This window comes from Dyella sp., from assembly GCF_051954575.1.
In the GTDB taxonomy this organism is placed as follows: domain Bacteria; phylum Pseudomonadota; class Gammaproteobacteria; order Xanthomonadales; family Rhodanobacteraceae; genus Dyella_B.
Map to the genome: position 1 here is coordinate 23,385 of NZ_JBQCHP010000050.1, position 16,250 is coordinate 39,634.

The 16,250-nt window shown below is 63.5% G+C and carries 16 protein-coding genes; 11 read left to right on the forward strand and 5 right to left on the reverse strand.

Annotated features, from left to right (window positions below; all coding sequences use genetic code 11):
• Position 1 precedes the first annotated feature (1 nt).
• The 3 genes from sufC to ACTHNE_RS07405 are packed head-to-tail and all read left to right on the forward strand — an operon-like array spanning position 2 to position 3,332.
• Positions 2 to 775 carry a Fe-S cluster assembly ATPase SufC gene (gene sufC / locus ACTHNE_RS07395; RefSeq protein WP_440268908.1) on the forward strand — a complete coding sequence of 258 codons (774 nt, stop codon included), beginning with the start codon at positions 2 to 4 and terminating at the stop codon, positions 773 to 775.
• Positions 772 to 2,088, forward strand: coding sequence for a Fe-S cluster assembly protein SufD (sufD, locus tag ACTHNE_RS07400; RefSeq protein ID WP_440268909.1), 1,317 nt, complete (start codon positions 772 to 774; stop codon positions 2,086 to 2,088). The genes sufC and sufD overlap by 4 nt, the downstream gene beginning before the upstream one ends.
• The gene (locus tag ACTHNE_RS07405; protein WP_440268910.1) at positions 2,085 to 3,332 is read left to right on the forward strand and encodes a cysteine desulfurase; all 1,248 of its coding nucleotides are present in this window, start codon (positions 2,085 to 2,087) and stop codon (positions 3,330 to 3,332) included. The genes sufD and ACTHNE_RS07405 overlap by 4 nt, the downstream gene beginning before the upstream one ends.
• Before the next feature lie 80 nt (positions 3,333 to 3,412).
• Here ACTHNE_RS07405 and ACTHNE_RS07410 read toward each other — a convergent pair whose 3' ends face one another.
• Genes ACTHNE_RS07410 through ACTHNE_RS07420 form a run of 3 tightly spaced genes read right to left on the reverse strand, consistent with a single transcriptional unit; the run spans position 3,413 to position 4,778 of the window.
• Entirely contained in the window at positions 3,413 to 3,856 is a 444-nt protein-coding gene (locus ACTHNE_RS07410; protein WP_324941695.1) for a hypothetical protein, read from the reverse strand.
• Positions 3,853 to 4,422, reverse strand: a complete 570-nt coding sequence (locus ACTHNE_RS07415) for an RNA polymerase sigma factor (RefSeq protein ID WP_324941698.1) — start codon at positions 4,420 to 4,422, stop codon at positions 3,853 to 3,855. The genes ACTHNE_RS07410 and ACTHNE_RS07415 overlap by 4 nt, the downstream gene beginning before the upstream one ends.
• Before the next feature lie 17 nt (positions 4,423 to 4,439).
• Positions 4,440 to 4,778 (reverse strand): hypothetical protein, encoded by a 339-nt coding sequence (locus tag ACTHNE_RS07420; protein ID WP_324941701.1) that lies wholly within the window; start codon positions 4,776 to 4,778, stop codon positions 4,440 to 4,442.
• 212 nt (positions 4,779 to 4,990) lie between these two features.
• Here ACTHNE_RS07420 and ACTHNE_RS07425 point away from each other — a divergent pair, with 212 nt between their 5' ends.
• The 8 genes from ACTHNE_RS07425 (at position 4,991) to ACTHNE_RS07460 (ending at position 14,481) form a co-directional block, all read left to right on the forward strand.
• Complete coding sequence (locus ACTHNE_RS07425) at positions 4,991 to 5,359, forward strand: hypothetical protein (RefSeq protein ID WP_324941704.1); 369 nt, start codon at positions 4,991 to 4,993, stop codon at positions 5,357 to 5,359.
• A gap of 41 nt (positions 5,360 to 5,400) precedes the next feature.
• Positions 5,401 to 5,940 (forward strand): GNAT family N-acetyltransferase, encoded by a 540-nt coding sequence (locus ACTHNE_RS07430; RefSeq protein WP_324941707.1) that lies wholly within the window; start codon positions 5,401 to 5,403, stop codon positions 5,938 to 5,940.
• The gene (locus ACTHNE_RS07435; RefSeq protein WP_324941709.1) at positions 5,937 to 6,254 is read left to right on the forward strand and encodes a Rieske (2Fe-2S) protein; all 318 of its coding nucleotides are present in this window, start codon (positions 5,937 to 5,939) and stop codon (positions 6,252 to 6,254) included. The genes ACTHNE_RS07430 and ACTHNE_RS07435 overlap by 4 nt, the downstream gene beginning before the upstream one ends.
• Positions 6,255 to 6,414: 160 nt before the next feature.
• On the forward strand, positions 6,415 to 6,738 hold the full coding sequence (locus tag ACTHNE_RS07440) for a hypothetical protein (protein ID WP_440268911.1): 324 nt from the start codon (positions 6,415 to 6,417) through the stop codon (positions 6,736 to 6,738).
• A 74-nt stretch (positions 6,739 to 6,812) separates the two neighbouring features.
• Positions 6,813 to 10,820 (forward strand): amino acid adenylation domain-containing protein, encoded by a 4,008-nt coding sequence (locus ACTHNE_RS07445; RefSeq protein WP_440268912.1) that lies wholly within the window; start codon positions 6,813 to 6,815, stop codon positions 10,818 to 10,820.
• The gene (locus ACTHNE_RS07450) at positions 10,813 to 12,117 is read left to right on the forward strand and encodes a glycosyltransferase (RefSeq protein WP_324938306.1); all 1,305 of its coding nucleotides are present in this window, start codon (positions 10,813 to 10,815) and stop codon (positions 12,115 to 12,117) included. The genes ACTHNE_RS07445 and ACTHNE_RS07450 overlap by 8 nt, the downstream gene beginning before the upstream one ends.
• Before the next feature lie 87 nt (positions 12,118 to 12,204).
• Entirely contained in the window at positions 12,205 to 13,173 is a 969-nt protein-coding gene (locus tag ACTHNE_RS07455) for a glycosyltransferase (protein WP_324938311.1), read from the forward strand.
• Positions 13,174 to 13,182: 9 nt separating this feature from the next.
• Positions 13,183 to 14,481: a condensation domain-containing protein gene (locus ACTHNE_RS07460; RefSeq protein WP_324938314.1), complete on the forward strand. Its 1,299-nt coding sequence runs from the start codon at positions 13,183 to 13,185 to the stop codon at positions 14,479 to 14,481.
• Between the two features lie 105 nt (positions 14,482 to 14,586).
• Here ACTHNE_RS07460 and ACTHNE_RS07465 read toward each other — a convergent pair whose 3' ends face one another.
• Together ACTHNE_RS07465 and ACTHNE_RS07470 are read right to left on the reverse strand one after the other, a co-directional pair.
• On the reverse strand, positions 14,587 to 15,492 hold the full coding sequence (locus tag ACTHNE_RS07465) for an HlyD family secretion protein (protein WP_324938317.1): 906 nt from the start codon (positions 15,490 to 15,492) through the stop codon (positions 14,587 to 14,589).
• An 11-nt stretch (positions 15,493 to 15,503) separates the two neighbouring features.
• Positions 15,504 to 16,247: an ABC transporter ATP-binding protein gene (locus tag ACTHNE_RS07470; protein WP_324938320.1), complete on the reverse strand. Its 744-nt coding sequence runs from the start codon at positions 16,245 to 16,247 to the stop codon at positions 15,504 to 15,506.
• Positions 16,248 to 16,250: the final 3 nt, after the last annotated feature.

Genomic DNA, 16,250 nt, shown 5'->3' on the forward strand with positions numbered 1-16,250 from the left:
CATGCTGAAGATCGAAAACCTGCACGCCCGTGTCGAGGGCAAGGACATCCTCAAGGGCCTCACGCTCACCGTGAACCCGGGTGAGGTGCACGCCATCATGGGGCCGAATGGCGCCGGCAAATCCACCCTGGGCAATGTACTGTCCGGGCGCGAAGGCTATGAAGTCACCGAAGGCTCGGTGATCTTCGAAGGCCGCGACCTGCTCGCGCTGGAGCCGGAAGAGCGTGCTGCCGCCGGGGTGTTCCTCGCGTTCCAGTATCCGGTGGAAATCCCCGGCGTGAACAACACCTACTTCCTGCGCGCCGCGCTCAACGCACAGCGCAAGCAGCGTGGCGAGGCGGAACTGGATTCCATGCAGTTCCTCAAGCTGGTGCGCGAGAAGCTGAAAATCATGCAGATCTCGGACGAGCTGCTGCATCGTGCCGTCAACGAAGGTTTTTCGGGCGGCGAGAAGAAGCGCAACGAAATCTTCCAGATGGCCGTGCTGGAACCGAAGCTGGCCATTCTCGACGAAACCGATTCGGGCCTGGACATCGATGCGCTCAAGCAGGTGGCACAGGGCGTAAATGCATTGCGCTCGCCGGAGCGCGCCTTTCTGGTCATTACGCATTACCAGCGCCTGCTCGACTATATCGAGCCGGATTTCGTGCACGTGCTGGCCGATGGCCGCATCGTGGAAAGCGGCGACAAGACGCTGGCGCTGAAATTGGAAGAACACGGTTACGCCTGGGTCAACGACCGCGATCCGGCCTTGGCCGATGGAGCGCGTGCATGAGTCCGTCACCGGCATCCGTGCCCTTCATCGACGCGCTGCGTGAAGCAGGTAGCCTGCGCCTGCCCGGTAGCGGGTTGGCATGGCTGGATGCGGCGCGGCGCGAAAATCTGGAAGCGTTCATCGCGGCCGGATTGCCGGATACGCGCGCCGAAGCGTGGAAGTACACCGCGTTGCGCGCATTGGGGCAACGACGCTTCGCGCTGGGCGATGTGGCGGCGGTTTCGCATCCGGTCGATCCTTATGCGCTGACGTTGCCCGGCATCGACGGCCCGCGCCTGGTATTCGTCAACGGCGTGTTCCGTGCCGACCTGTCGCGGCTCGAAGCCTTACCGCCGGGCCTGTCGCTGCAACCGCTCTCCCGCGTACTGGAGAACGATCCGGAACCGCTGCGCTTTGCGCTGAACAGGCACTACCGCGAAGCCGGCGATGCGTTTGCGCAGCTCAACGCGGCGCTGGCTGGCGATGGCGTGGTGCTTCGCGTTGCACCGGGCGTGCGGGTGAACAAGCCGATCCACCTGTGCTTTGCCGGCACGCCGGCGCAAGGCGATGCCGCGTGGCACGTGCGCAATGTGATCGAACTGGGTGAAAACGCGCAAATCGATCTGGTCGAACATCATCTGGCAACGGCGCAGCACAAGCACCTGGGTACGCTGGTCAGCGATATCGTGCTGCGCGATGGCGCGAAATTGCAGCATGCGCTGCTGCAGAACGCGGCGGACGAAAGCACGCTGATCCGTCGCGGCAGCGTGCATCTGGGCGCCAAGGCGCACGCCGCCATGCACGTGCTGGAACTGGGCGGCGCGCTGGTGCGGCACGACCTGCATGCGCAACTGCGCGGTGACGGTGCGCGGTTCGATACGCGCGGCGTATTCGTGCTGCGCGGGCGCCAGCATGTCGATACCCAGTTGTCGATCCGCCACCAGGCGCTCAACACCGCGTCTGAATCGATCTGGCGCGGCGTGGCGGACGAACGCTCTCGCGGTGTGTTCCGCGGCGCGATCGTCGTGGCCGAAGGCGCCGACGGCAGCGACGCCAGCCTCAGCAACAAGAACCTGCTGCTTTCGGCACAGGCCGAGATCGACACCAAGCCGGAGCTGGAAATCTACGCCGACGAGGTGAAGGCCGCGCACGGCGCCACCGTCGGCCAACTCGACGAGCGTGCGCTGTTCTACCTGCGTTCGCGCGGCCTGCCCAATGCCGAGGCGCGCGGCCTGCTCACGGCCGCGTTCTGCCGCGCGGTGTTCACCGCGCTGCCCAACGAAACCCTGCGCGATCATTTCTCCGACGCGCTACTGGCACGCTTACCCTCATGACCGCCAAGCCCAGCCATCCTTCCGTCGATTTCGATGTCGAGCGCATCCGCGCTGATTTTCCGCTGCTGTCGCGCACGGTACACGGCAAGCCATTGGTGTATTTCGACAACGCCAACACCAGCCAGAAACCGCGGCAGGTGATCGAGGCGGTGGACGAGCACTATCGCGTGCACAACGCCAACGTGGCGCGCGCGGTGCATCAGCTGGGCGAGGAAGCGACTGCCGCGTACGAAAACGCGCGCGACAAATTGGCCGCCTTCATCAATGCCGACTCGCGCAACAATCTGATACTCACCTCCGGCACCACGCATTCGATGAACCTGGTGGCGTACAGCTATGCGCTGCCGCGCCTGCAACCGGGCGACGCGATTGTCACCACGGTGATGGAACATCACGCCAACATCGTGCCGTGGCAGCTGGTCGCCGCGCGCACGGGTGCGACGGTAAAGGCGGCACCCATCGACCAGAACGGTGAGCTGATCCTGGAGAAATTCTTCGAGCTGCTCACGCCAGAGGTGAAGTTGGCCTGCGTCGCGCACGTGTCCAACGTGCTCGGCACCGTGAACCCGGTGCGCGAGATCGCGCGCGAATGCCGTAAGCGCGGCATTCCGCTGGTGGTCGACGGTTCGCAGGCGCTGCCGCATCGTCCGGTGGACGTGCAGGCGATCGGCTGCGATTTCTATGCGTTGACCGGGCACAAGATGCTGGCGCCGACCGGCACCGGCGCACTGTGGGCCAGGCGCGAACATCTCGAGGCGATGCCACCGTTCTTCGGCGGCGGCGAGATGATCCGCGAAGTGCGCTTCGACGGCACCAGCTTTGCCGACGCGCCGCACAAGTTCGAAGCCGGCACGCCGAACATCGCCGGTTTTGCTGGCGTGGGCGCGGCGATCGACTACTACCGTTCGATCGGCTTTGAAGCGATCCGCGCATGGGAATACGAGTTGCTGAGCTATGCCACCGAGCGCCTGCGCGAAGTTCCTGGCGTACGCATCTTTGGTGAAGCCAAGGAGAAAGAGCCAGTGATCTCCTTCCTGGTCGATGGCGCGCAGGCGATGGACATGGCCACGCTGCTCGACCTGGAAGGCGTGGCCGTGCGCTCCGGCCACCATTGCGCGCATCCGCTGATGCAGTTCTACGGGGTGCCGGCTACGTTGCGCGCGTCACTGGCGTTCTACAACACGCGCGAGGAAGTGGATGCATTTATCGCCGCGCTGCTGAAAGTGCGCAAGCTATTGATGTAACGCGACTCGTAGGTTGGGTTAGCGCAGCGTAACCCAACAATGTTGATCACTTCGATGAAGAGCTGTTGGGTTACGCTGCGCTAACCCAACCTACGAGGGCTCTCGTCTGAAGGATGGCGCGGCACGCTGAGCAGCTTGCTAGAGGCAAGCAGCACTAGCACACCGGCCAAGGCCAGCAGCCACGGCTGCGATAGCACCAGCGGCAGCAAGGGCTTCCAGCTGCCGGCATAGCGCACGGCCACGCCGATCAGCATGCCCACCAGCACTCCGAGCAACGCCCAGCTCAGATACAGCTCCAATCGCGTATCGCCTGCCACATGGCGGCGCACTTCCATCGCCACGCTGCTGGCGAAATCGGCGGGCAGGTTTTCGTCCAAGGGCTGGCGCAGTGCACGCATTACCGTGCGATAGCGCTGCAGCGCCTGGTCGTTGTTTTCGTCCAGCCCAAGCCGTTCCGCTCGAGCGGCGCGTTCCTGCAAGGCCCATTCGCGTTCCATGCGTTCGTCGTGGGGTTCGCGGTTCATGGTGCAACTCCGTACGCGGTTTCCAACTGCGCGCGCAAGCGAAGGCGCGTGCGAAACAGGTGGCTTTTTATCGTGCCGGTCGCCAGGCCGGTGATGCCGGCAATGTCGTCGATGGACAGCTCGTCCAGATGATAGAGCGTAAGCACAGTACGCTGCAGCGGTGGCAGCGTTTCGATGGCGGCGTGCAGGCGCGCCGCCATGTCGCTGTCGACGTAGGCGGCTTCCAGGTCGAAGCCATCGCTGAGTTTGTCGGAAAGATCCAGGCCGTCGCCGTCCTCACCGACATCGAGGATCGCAATGCGTTTGCGCTCCAGATAGCGCAGCGCCACCGTATAGGCGACGCGGCCGATCCACGATTTGAGCGCGCTTTCGTAGCGGTACTGGCGCAGGTGCTGGTGCACGCGCAGGAACGTATCCTGGCACAGCTCGCGCGCATCTTCCGGGTGGCGGACCATGCGGTAGATGATGTGCCAGCACAGCCCCTGGTATTCGCGCACCAGCCGCTCGAACGCGCCGGGCGCGTTCGCCAGTACGTTTTCAACCAGCTGACGGTCCTGATGGCTCATGCGCGCGGCAGCGCCAATCAACTGAGACGTCGCGCCAGCACGAAGAACAGGACAGAGCCAAGCCCGAAGGCGCCCAGTAGCGCAGCCACCACGCCAGCATTGATATCGGTCCAACCCGCGGCCTGGATGATGCCGAAAGCGATGGCCTCCGTGACGGTGAGAATGCCCCAGCGCAAGGCCGTCATCTGGTCGCGATGCGAATCGCTCTGCACAACGGCCTCCACCAGCTCCTTTGAACTGCACGCTTGCAGCATCTTGATGCGCAAGCGCGCGTTGACCAGAAGCCTGACGACGTAGGTGATGCCCAGGGTGATGCAAAGAAAAAGCACAATCGGAACCATGTTGCCTTTGTCCATCGTCTACTCCCGCATGAAGGGCGCCGAACGCAGCGCCGACGAGTATAGAGATACGGCCCGCGGCCAGCCGGTTGCAGTCCGGCGCCTTGCAACCGTTTTGGCATAGCGGGCATCTCCTTTTCCGTCAGTCCGTGTTCCAACCCGGTCAGCCATCCAGCCGCCGCATGCCGTGCCGGCAGGGGCTTGCTGCGCCCATTAAAAGGAAAATCGCCATGCGTTACCGAGTTATCGCGTTGTGCCTTGCCTGCCTTCCCGTAGCCGTACTGGCCCAATCGGTGCACACCATCGAGGTGATCAACGATACGCACAGCCGTATCGATACCTTTTCCGTGGCCCCGGCGGGCAGCAGCGATTGGACCGATGTGGATTTCCGCACGCCCATGCAGGAATCCACGTTCGACTATGCGGTTGCCGTCACGCTGGAGTACCACGACGACAGCGGCTGCCTGCGCGACCTGCGCACGGTCTTGTCGGACGGCCAGCGAATCGTCGCGCACAATTTCGACTGGTGCCATTTCCATGCCTACCGTCCCGGCACGCGCTTCCGCGGTCGCCACCCTGGTTCGCAGATCGTGCCATAGGGCGATTTTGGCTGGACGATGCCGCGGATTATCATGCACGGATGAATACCATTCTCGCCCCCTCATTCCGCGTAGCCGGCCAGGCGGACGTCAACGCCATCGTCGCCCTGGTCCAATCTGCCTATCGCGGCGATGCCAGCCGCCGTGGCTGGACTACCGAAGCCGATCTGCTCGACGGCCAGCGCACCGAGGCCGTGTTGGTCGCCGAACTGCTGGCCGACGCCAACAGCGCCGTGCTGCTGGCCCTGGCGGATGGCGAACTGCTGGCCTGCTGCCACGTGGAGCGTCACGGCGAATCGGCTTACTTCGGCATGTTCGCCGTGCAGCCGCCGCGCCAGGGCCGCGGCCTGGGTCGCCTGTTGCTGGCCGAGGCGGAGCGCCATGCACGCGACGCATGGCGATGCCGCGCCATGCATATGAAAGTAATCGACGTGCGCACCGAACTGATGGCCTGGTACGAACGTCGCGGTTACCGCCGCACCGGCGAATACTCGCCGTTTCCCTATGGCGACGAACGCTTCGGTCTTCCGCGGCGCGACGACCTGCGCTTCGAATTGATGGTGAAGGAGCTGACGGCATGAGCGAGGCGTGGGTGGAAGTGGGTACGCGCTCGGAGCTGCTGCCCGGCGAATTCAAGGTGGTATGGGATGGCGACACCGCCATCGCCGTGTTCAACATCGACGGCGATCTCTATGCGGTGGAAGACATCTGCACGCACGACAGCGGCGAACTGGCCGGCGGCGAGATCCACGGTCATGAAGTGGAATGCCCGCGCCATGGCGCGCGCTTCGATCTGCGTACAGGCGAGCCGACATGCCCGCCGGCGTACGAGCCGATCCATCGCTTTCCCGTGCGCGAGAGCGACGGGTTGATCTGGACGCGCGACGATCGTTGAACGTCACCGCCCCTTCATGGCGGATGTTTGTTTGTGGCTTGGTTCTCAAGTCGGCGCACCGACACAAACACGTCAAACGGTGTTGACGATTCTTTCATCGGACAATTGTTACACCGCAACATAAGCGCCGGGTGTTGCTTGCCGGCGCGATGACAGGCACATGGCTACGCCCATGTGCGAGCTCGGTTTCCAGGGAACGGCGAATACGGATGCAGATGCGGATGTCGGTTTCTCCGCATCACAAGCCTGTGTGAGTCAAATCAGGTGGATGGCGGTTGCTGATTGCTGTTCGGCCATCGTCGATTTTTGCGGCACCCATTGTGCAAGCGTCTCCTTTTCATGGCTCGAACCAGCCGTGACGGCCCGCTTGCGCCTTGAAAAAAGAGAGCGCAGCCGCCTGCGCCGGGAGAGTGTGTCCGAGGGGATAACCCGTTTGCATGACAACGCGAATGCAAACGCAGGCAAGGCAGCCGCATGCGTGTGAGTTCGAACGCCGGCCGGCCATGACTGAAGCGTGTGCATTCGCCAGGAGAACGCGTAATGAGTCACGAGTCACCTATGTCGCTTCCGTTGACCACCGCCCAGCGCGGCTTGTGGGTGGGCCAGAAGATCGGGGCGGCGGACGCCACCTTGAACATCGCCGAGATGCTTGAGATCCGCGGGCCGATACAGCCGGAGCTTTTCATGCGCGCGTTGCGGCAAGTCACGCATGAAGCAGAAACGCTGCGCGTGTGCATCATCGAACACCACGGGCGTCCAAGCCAGATCGTAAGGCCTGGTTATCACGGAAATTTTCCGTATGTGGACGTCAGCGGCGAAAGCGATCCGCGCGCGGCGGCCGAAGCGTGGATGCTGGCCGAGCTCAGCCGTCCCGTCGACCTGGCCAACGATCCGTTGTTCGTAAGCGCCTTGTTCAAGGCCGCCGAGGATTGCTACTACTGGTACCAGCGCGCGCATCACGTGGTGTACGACGGGTACAGCGGCGGCGCGATCGCGCGGCGCCTGGCCGAGCTCTACAACGCTTATCTGGAAGAGCGCGAACCTGCACCGTGTGAATTCGGTTCGCTGCAGGAGCTGATCGAAGCGGAGTCGGCATATCGCAACTCGGACCGCTTGCAGCGTGATCGCGAGTTCTGGAAGGAGAAACTGGCGAACCTGCCCGAAGCGGTATCGCTGTCGCGCCTGGGGCCGCACAGCAGCATGGGCGGCTTGCGGCGCAGCACCGGGCATCTGTCCATCGACACCGTGCGACGGCTGCGCGAGCTGGGCAAGCAGACCGCCACCAGCCTGCCGCAGATGTTGATTGCGCTGGTAGCGGCTTACTTTCACCGCGCCACCGGTGCGCAAGACCTGGTCATCGGCATGCCGGTGTCCGGACGCATCAACGCCGCCCTGCGCCGCACGCCGGGCATGGTCGCCAACATCGTGGCGATCCGCCTGCAATTTGCGCCCGACACTACAGCGGTCGATCTGTTCGCACAGGTCGCGCAAGTGGTCAGGCAGGCCTTGCGGCACCAGCAATACCGCTACGAGGATCTGCGCCGCGATCTGGGCCTGATCGGGCAGGGCAAGCACATTGCCTGGCTGGGGGTGAACATCGAACCGTTCGATTACCAGCTCAACTTCGGCGGTGCGCCCGTGATCTCGCACAATGTGTCGAATGGTTCCGGCGAAGACCTCACTGTGTTCGTCTACGACCGCGGCGACGGCAGTGAACTGCGTTTCGATTTCGACGCCAACCCGGTGCTATACAGCATGGCCGATCTGGACGACCATCGGCGGCGCCTGGCGCTGCTGGTTGAGGGCGTGCTGGCCGAACCGGATGTCCCGCTGTGGCGGATCGACATCCTCGGCGAGCAGGAACGTCACACGTTACTGCATACCTGGAACGACACAGCCGCACCGATCATGGACGAAAGCCTGCCTGCGCAAGTCGCGCGACAGGCGCAACTCGCACCTTATGCACCGGCGGTGCTGTTCGAAGATGCCGTGCTGAGTTACGGCGAGCTGCACGATCGCAGCGTGCGCCAGGCGCGGCAGCTGATCGCCGATGGCGTGCTGCCCGGCGACATCGTGGCGGTGATGCTGCCGCGTGGCGAGCAGTGGTTGATCGCTTTGCTGGCCGTGATGCGTGCGGGGGCCACCTATCTGCCGCTGGATCCGGACGGGCCGCCGGAGCGCATCACCATGATGCTCAACGACGCCGCGCCGATCGCCCTGCTTGCGTCGCCTGAGCTATGTGAGCGCTTCGGGCTCGGCGGGATGATGCGGCTGTATCCGGAAGACATCGACGTCGCACTGGAAACGCGTGGGGAAGAACCGGACCTGTCGCAGCCGGACGGCGTTGCCTACGTGCTGTATACCTCCGGTTCGACCGGACGTCCTAAGGGTGTGGAGGTCACGCATCGCAACCTGTGCAATCTGCTGCAAGGCATGCGGCAGCAATTGGCGCTCGATCCGGCCGATCGTTTCCTGGCGATCGGCACCATGGTGTTCGACATCGCGATGCTGGAGCGTTTCCTGCCGTTGAGTGCGGGCGCGAGCGTGGTGATCGCCAGCGGCGAAACCGTGCGCCATCCGCAGGCGCTGCTGCGCTTGCTGCAACGACATAGCGTCACGCACATGTGGGCGACGCCCTCGCTTTGGCGCGTGCTGCTGGCCAGTTCGGAAGCGTACCTGGCGCGGCTGCACGTGCTGGTCGGCGGCGAAGCGCTGAGTGCGGACCTGGCCGCCCATCTCGTGCAGCGCGCGGCGCGCGTGACGCAGCTATATGGCCCCACCGAAACCACCGTCTTATCCACCGCGATCACCTTGAAGGAGGTGAGTTCTCACGCGCCGCCGATCGGCCGCCCCATCCTCAACACACGGCTGTACGTGCTGGACCCGCATCAGCAGCTGGTGCAAACGGGCGCGATCGGCGAGCTGTACATTGCCGGCGCAGGCGTGGCGAGAGGCTATCTCAACCATCATCAGTTGACGGAAGCGCGCTTTGTGCCCGATCCATTCGCCAACGACGGCAGCCGCATGTATCGCACCGGCGACCTGGTGTATTGGGATAGCGAAGGGTCGCTGCATTTCGTCGGTCGCGCGGACGCGCAGGTGAAGATTCGCGGCCATCGCGTGGAGCTGGGCGAAATCGAAGCGGCAATGGTGCGCCACCATGCCGTCATCAACGCGGCCGTTGCCGTGCATCGCGAAGACGATGGCGCACCAACGCTGATCGGCTACGTGGTGCCGCATTCCGGCAAGCGGCTGATGGCCGACGAGCTGCGCGCGCATCTGGCGAAGTTCCTGCCCGACTACATGCTGCCTGCGCAGATCATGGAACTCGATGCGCTACCGCTGACGCCCACCGGCAAACTGGATCGCAAGGCGCTGCCCCTGCCGGTGCGGGTCGAACGCGAGCTTGCTTACACCGAACCCACGACGGAGGTGGAACGCAAGCTCTGCGCGCTATGGAAGCAGGTGCTGGGTGTTGAGCGCGTCGGCGTGCACGACAACTTCTTCCAGCTCGGCGGCGACTCCTTGAGCGCGGCGGAAATGATCGCGCGTTTCCCGGACCACTTCGGCATGGAGCTGCCGCTGGCCTGCTTGTTCGAAGCCTCGACCATCGCCGGCCTGGCCGGTTATCTCGAGCGCGCGCAGAACAAGAGCGATCCGCTGGGCGAGGTCTTGCCCTTGCGCGTGTCGCATCGCGAGCGGCCGTTGTTCTGCATCCATCCCGCGGTGGGACTGGGCTGGGCCTACACCAGCCTGCTGCGTCATCTCGACGACAAGCTGCCGGTGTATGCCTTGCAATCGAGCGGCCTGCGCAGCGGTGCATCGTTGCCAGGGAACGTCGCGCAGATGGCGGCCGATCATCTGGCGCAGATGCGGCGCATTCAGCCGGAGGGGCCTTATCGTTTGCTGGGCTGGTCGCTCGGCGGCCTGATCGCGCACGAAATGGCCGCGCAGCTGCAGGCGCACGGGCAGCAGGTGGAATGCCTGGCCTTGCTGGATGCCTATCCGTTCGTCGTCGACGACGCGCCGTCGGCGATCGATCCCGCGCATGACATCCGGGCGATCCTGCGCTTCCTCGGCTTCCACCAGCATGCCGAGCATCCGCCCGCGGATCTGCCCGCGCTGACCGCGCTGCTGTGCAAGGAATACGGCGTGTTCGATATGCCGTTCGTGCGGGAGATCTCGCGCAACGATCCTCAGTTGATCGAGCGTGTCTCCAACGTCACGCTCAATAACCTCATGCTTGCGCGCCGGCACGTGCCGCGGCGGATCGATGCCGATGTGCTGTTCTTCCGCGCCGCCTTGAAGGAAGACGTGGACCTCACAGCGCAGCTTTATGACCAACCGGAAGCATGGCGACCCTATGTCGACGGTTGGCTGGACGTGCACGACGTCGCCTGCCATCACCAGGGCATGCTCGATGCCGATGCGGTCGCGCAGATCGCCCGAACGCTGACGCAACGCCTGCATGCGCTCGCATCGGTGCGTCCGCTGGAGTGCGCGGCGCAAGTCGTGCCGGATGCCATGGATCATTCGCTTGCGGGAGGGCTGGCGGCTTATGCCTGAGTCCACGGCACCCATTGCGATCTTCACCATCGGCACGCAAGGCGATATCCGGCCTTGCGTGGCCCTGGGTGTCGGTTTGCGACGCGCCGGCCATGCGGTGCGCATCGTGACCAGCGTCAACTTCGAGCGCATGGTGCGTGGCGCGGGTTTGGACTTTTTCCCGCTCACCGCCAACTTCCAAAGCCTGCTCGATTCCAATCGCGAGATGACCGAGCAGGGTTTGAACATGGCGGCGATGGCGCGCATTTCGCGACGTTTCTATAGCGAGTGGGCCACGCATTGGGCGCGCGAAGGCATGGCTGCTGCCGAAGGCGCCGGCTTGGTGATCGGCGTGGCTAACAGCACCTTGCTGGCCAAGGCGGTGGCCGAGGCGCGCGGCATTCCCTTCGTCGGCGCGCAGTTGCAACCGCTGACGCCATCGCGCGTGATGCCGCCGTTGGTGTTGTCGGGCGCAGGCAAGCTGCCGCAAGCCTTGAACATGCCTCTGTACAACGTGTTGCGCCTGTTGGTGTGGTACGTGATGAAACCGGCCATCAACGACCTGGTGCGTCCACAGCTCGGCCTGCCGCGTTATCCGTGGTACGGACCTTATTTCCACAGCCGGCAGCAGCGTGTGCTGTACGGTTTCAGCGAAGCGGTCGTGCCAAGGCCGGTCGATTGGCCCGATACCGCGCAGATCACTGGTTACTGGTTTCTGGATGAACCGCACTGGCAGCCGTCGCAGGCCTTGCGCGAGTTTCTCGATGCAGGACCCAAGCCGATCTATGTGGGATTCGGCAGCATGGTGACTGCGCAGGCGGAACAGTTCACGACCTGCGTGCTCGATGCGATCGACCGTAGTGGCCAGCGTGCGGTGCTCGCCACCGGCTGGGGTGGTCTGTCGGCGAAAGAGGGCGCGCACGACGATCGGATCTTCATCACCAAAGGTGCACCGCATGACTGGCTGTTCCCGCGCATGGCTGCCGCGGTACATCACGGCGGCGCCGGCACCACCGCGGCGGCGGTGCGTGCCGGCATTCCTTCCGTGATCGTGCCGTTTTACGGCGACCAACCGTTCTGGGCGCGTTGCCTGCAACGCGTGGGCGTGGCGCCACCGGCGCTGGATCGCAAAAATCTAGCTGCCGAAGCACTGGCAAGCGCCATCGTAAGCGCGCTGCAGGAACCCGTGCGTCGATCCGCGGCGGCACTGGGCGAGCGCGTGCGAGCCGAAGATGGTGTGGCTGCCGCTTTGCGTTGCCTGCAAGCGTGGGGTTTTCTGTCGCCGGTCGTGGATGACGGCTACCGAGCCGTTGCGTAGCTGGCTGAAGTCGGCAGCGGGTGTGGCCCGTGCAGGTTGGATGGTACGGCAACGTGGCGAGTCTTCATCGGCACTGATGGGAATCCTATGCAAACCTTTGGCCTGATCTTTGTGCTTTACCAACCCACGGCCGAATTCGTGGGCAATCTTCACAAGGCAGCGGCACTGTGTGGAAACGTCATCGCTGTCGACAACTCGCCCGAGCCGAGCCCGCATCTTTACGAGACATTGCGAAGGGCTGGCGCCACCGTGATCTTCAATCGCAACCAAGGTGGCCTGGCCGGCGCCTACAACCGGGGCATGGAATTGCTGCTGCTGCGGGGCTGTGAGGTGGTTTTTCTGCTCGATCAGGATTCGCAGATCGATGAGCACTTTTTCGTAAAGATGATGGAGGCGTGCGCAGGGCTGGGCACCGATACCTTCATTATGGGCCCCAAGATTTACGAGATCCATTTGCAGCGATGCATGCCAGTGACGCCGCCGGGGCGAAGATTGCCCAAGCCGTTTCGCATCGATCAGGAGATGGAGGGACTGTTTCCCACGCTCTTCGTGATCTCTTCCGGTTCGGCCATATCCGCGCAGGCGTACCGTACCGTGGGTGCGTTCAAGGAGGATTATTTCATCGAATGCATCGACGTCGAATATGGCTTGCGCGCAACCAGCATGGGCGTGCCGGTTTACATGAATGCCGCGGTGACGCTGCGACAAACCACCGGACATATCGAGCGCCACGGCAAGCTGTTCACCACCAACCATGCGGCATGGCGGCGCTATTACGGCACGCGCAACGCCGTTCATTCGCTGCGGCTTTACCGCTCAAGATGGTCGCTGCATTGGATGAGCGGTCCATTGGCCCTCTACTGGGCGCTTTGCGTCATGCTGTTCGAACCGCAGAAGCTGCGCAAATTGGTTGCGATGATGGCCGGCTACGTGGATGGACGATTCGGCGTGCTGGGTACCTTCGAGCGTGCGCATCCAAGGATCGCTGCATTCTGCAATCGATCGGCGCGCAAGGACATCCTTATTCGCGACAACCCATCGGCCACTGTCGAATAGGCGGCGAGCATGAAACGGAAGCTCTCCACCGTGGAATATATGATCGAGGGCAATCTCACTTGCCTGGTCAGCGTGGATGGTCACGTGTCCATGAATCGCCTGCGCTCGGCGCTCGAGCGGGTGCAGCGCAAACACCCGGCGTTGCGGGCGCTTATCCGCCAGCAAAGCGACGGGCTTTACTACGAAGCGGATACGGCGGGCCCGATTCCGCTGCGCAGCGTCGAGATCGAGTCGGAAGAACATGGTGCAAGGGAACGCCAGGCCGAGCTGACTGCGGTCTTTGCGCATCATCAACCGCAGTTGCGCGTAGCCTGGTTGAGATCCAAGGCGAGCAACGAGCTGCTGTTTACGGCCTCGCACCGCATCTGCGATGGCATGAGCATGCTTATCTTGATCAGAGAGGTGCTGAAGTCGCTGTATCGTGACGACACCTTGTGCCCTTATGCACCCTTGACCCTTCACGACATCATCGGTGATGTGCGTGACGAAGATCTTCCCCGGCGCCGGCGCGTGGCACGCATCCTGAACGCGGTGTTCGCGCTGATCCCAGGTTCTCGCAGGCCAGTGGACAACAAGGAGCTTTATCGGGAATGGGGCGCAAGCCAGGGACTGTCGACCTTGCTGAAGCAACGCTGCAGGCTCGAAAAGGTTTCCATGCATGCCGCCTTGTTGACGGCGCTGGATATGGCGCTGCAGGCGACGTTCGGCAAGCGGGCGCCGGCATGGATCGAAAGCCCTTTCGACGGACGGCGCGATGAGCGAATACCCCAGATCAAGAGCGACATGCTCTTTTTCAGCGGCGGCAGTTTCAGGATCAGGACCGGGCAGGGCGATGCCAGGGATTTCTGGGAGCGCGCACGTGCAATGCATAAGCAGGTGCGTCTGAACATAGAACAGGAGCTGATCGATATCCCAGGGAAATATCAGTTCTTTGAGATGATCAGGACGCCTTCGGAAAAAAAGATGCGCTCGATCGTGCGGTTGCATAATTTCATGCGCGGACGCGGCCATCGGCGGGTCTTTTCATTTTCCAACTTCGGCGATATCCGCGTGCTCGGGGAGGACGCGCCGTTCGAGGTGAAGGACTTCCGGCTGTTCGTGCATTCGTTCGTCGTCAGGCTGCTGGGCATCTTCACCTATTCGCTGCATGGCCAGCTGCGGTTCGTGTATTTCGGCGACGAAAAATGTTTGAGCCATGCCGAAGTCGATGCGCTGCAAGGCCATTTCATGGCTGCGCTTGAAATGTGCGTGGAGCAGTGTGCAGAGGCGCCAGAATCCCTGGGTACATGGGAAGTCGTAGTCGAATGAGTTTCTTGGGCGCGCAAGAGCTGAAGACGTCGCAGGCAATGGCAATACATCACGCAATGCATAGGCATGACGACGTTGGGGTTTGCACCCCAACCTACGTGCGCATTACTTGGGCGCAAACTTCACCAGCACCCGCTGGCCAATCCGCAACGGCGCCGACGGCGGCTGGTCGAGCGTGAGCACGCATTCCACCGAGCGCGTGTTGGCGCGCACCTGCGGGTCGTCCTCCAGCGTGCTGGCGCCGAACACGTTGCCGATGCGCAGCACGTGCGCTTTCAGTGGCGCCATGCCACTGCCGCTGTCGTCGTCTACTTCGGCGGCCATGCCTTCGTGCACGACGCCGACGAAGGATTCGTTGAGTTCGGCGCGCACGATGCGCGGCGAATCGGGCAGCAGCACGAAGACGGGGCCGGTTGCCGGCGATACCGAGGCGCCGGGCTGCACCAGGCGCTGCACGATCTGGCCGTCGACCGGTGCATGCAGGCTGCGCAACGCCAGTTGATAGCGTGCGCCGGCTACCTTCTGTGCGGCCATCGCCGCTGCGGCGCGTGCGTTGTTCAATTCGACTTGCGTTTGTTGCGCGGCCTGGCGTGCGTCGTCCGCGCTTTGCACGTCGCCGGCCCCGGCCTTGGCGGCCTGTTCCAGGCGCGATGCGCGCAGGCTGGCGGATTTGGCGCGTGTTTCCAGCGCACCGATCTGCGCGGTGGCCTGCTGCTGTTCGGCCAGGGCGGAATCCAATGCCAGCTTGGCGGGTTCGAGCTGGAGCTGCGCCAGCAGTTGGCCCTTGTGCACCTGCTCACCTTCATGCGCGTCGACCTGCGCCACCACGCCTTCGCTGGGCATGGTGAGCTTCAACAGGCCGCCTTCGATATCGATGCGCCCACGCGCCACGGCCGAATAGGTTGGCGTGGCGGCGTTGGGCGCGGAGGCCGGTGCTTCGTCTTGCGAACACCCGGCCAGCAGCGCGGCGGCAAGCAGGGCAAGCGGAAGGCGGAGATTGCGCAGAGTCATGCGTAAAGTTCTCAGGAGTGCTCGGTGGTCATGGCGGACGCGGCGGGCGGCACATGGTCGCTCAGAATGCGGCCGTCTTCCATCGCCAGCACGCGGTCGGCGTGGTGGACCAGGCGCGGATCGTGGCTGACGCAGAGCACGGTGGTGCCGTGGGTGCGGGCAATGCGGTGCAGGATGTCGATCACGATCTGTCCGTTGGCGGCATCCAGCGCGCTGGTGGGTTCGTCGGCGAACAGCAGCTCCGGCTGCTTGGCCAGCGCGCGGGCGATCGCCACGCGTTGCTTTTCGCCACCGGACAATTCGATCGGCAACATGCTCATGCGCGGACCGAGGCCGACTTCTTCCAGCGAGGCCACCGCGCGCTTGCGCACCACATCGCGTGGCAACCCCATGTAGCTCAACGGCAATTCCACCTGTTCCAGCGCGGTCAAGGCGGGAAACAGGTTGAAGCCCTGGAACACAAAGCCGGTGTGCTGCAGGCGGAATGCTTCCAGCGCACGCATGCTCAAGCCATTGAGCTCGCGGCCCAGCGCGCGGACTTCACCCGCATCGGCTGGTTGCAGGCCGCTGAGAATCGCCAGCAACGTGCTCTTGCCGCAGCCGGAGGGGCCGGAGATCAAAGTAAGTTCGCCGGCGCGCACGTCCAGCGTAAGATCGTGCAGCACCGTGCTTTCGACGCGCCCGGAAACGAACGACTTGCGCACGCTGCGCGCCTGCAGCGTGACTGCATTGGTGGAAATATTGGAAGCATTCATGGG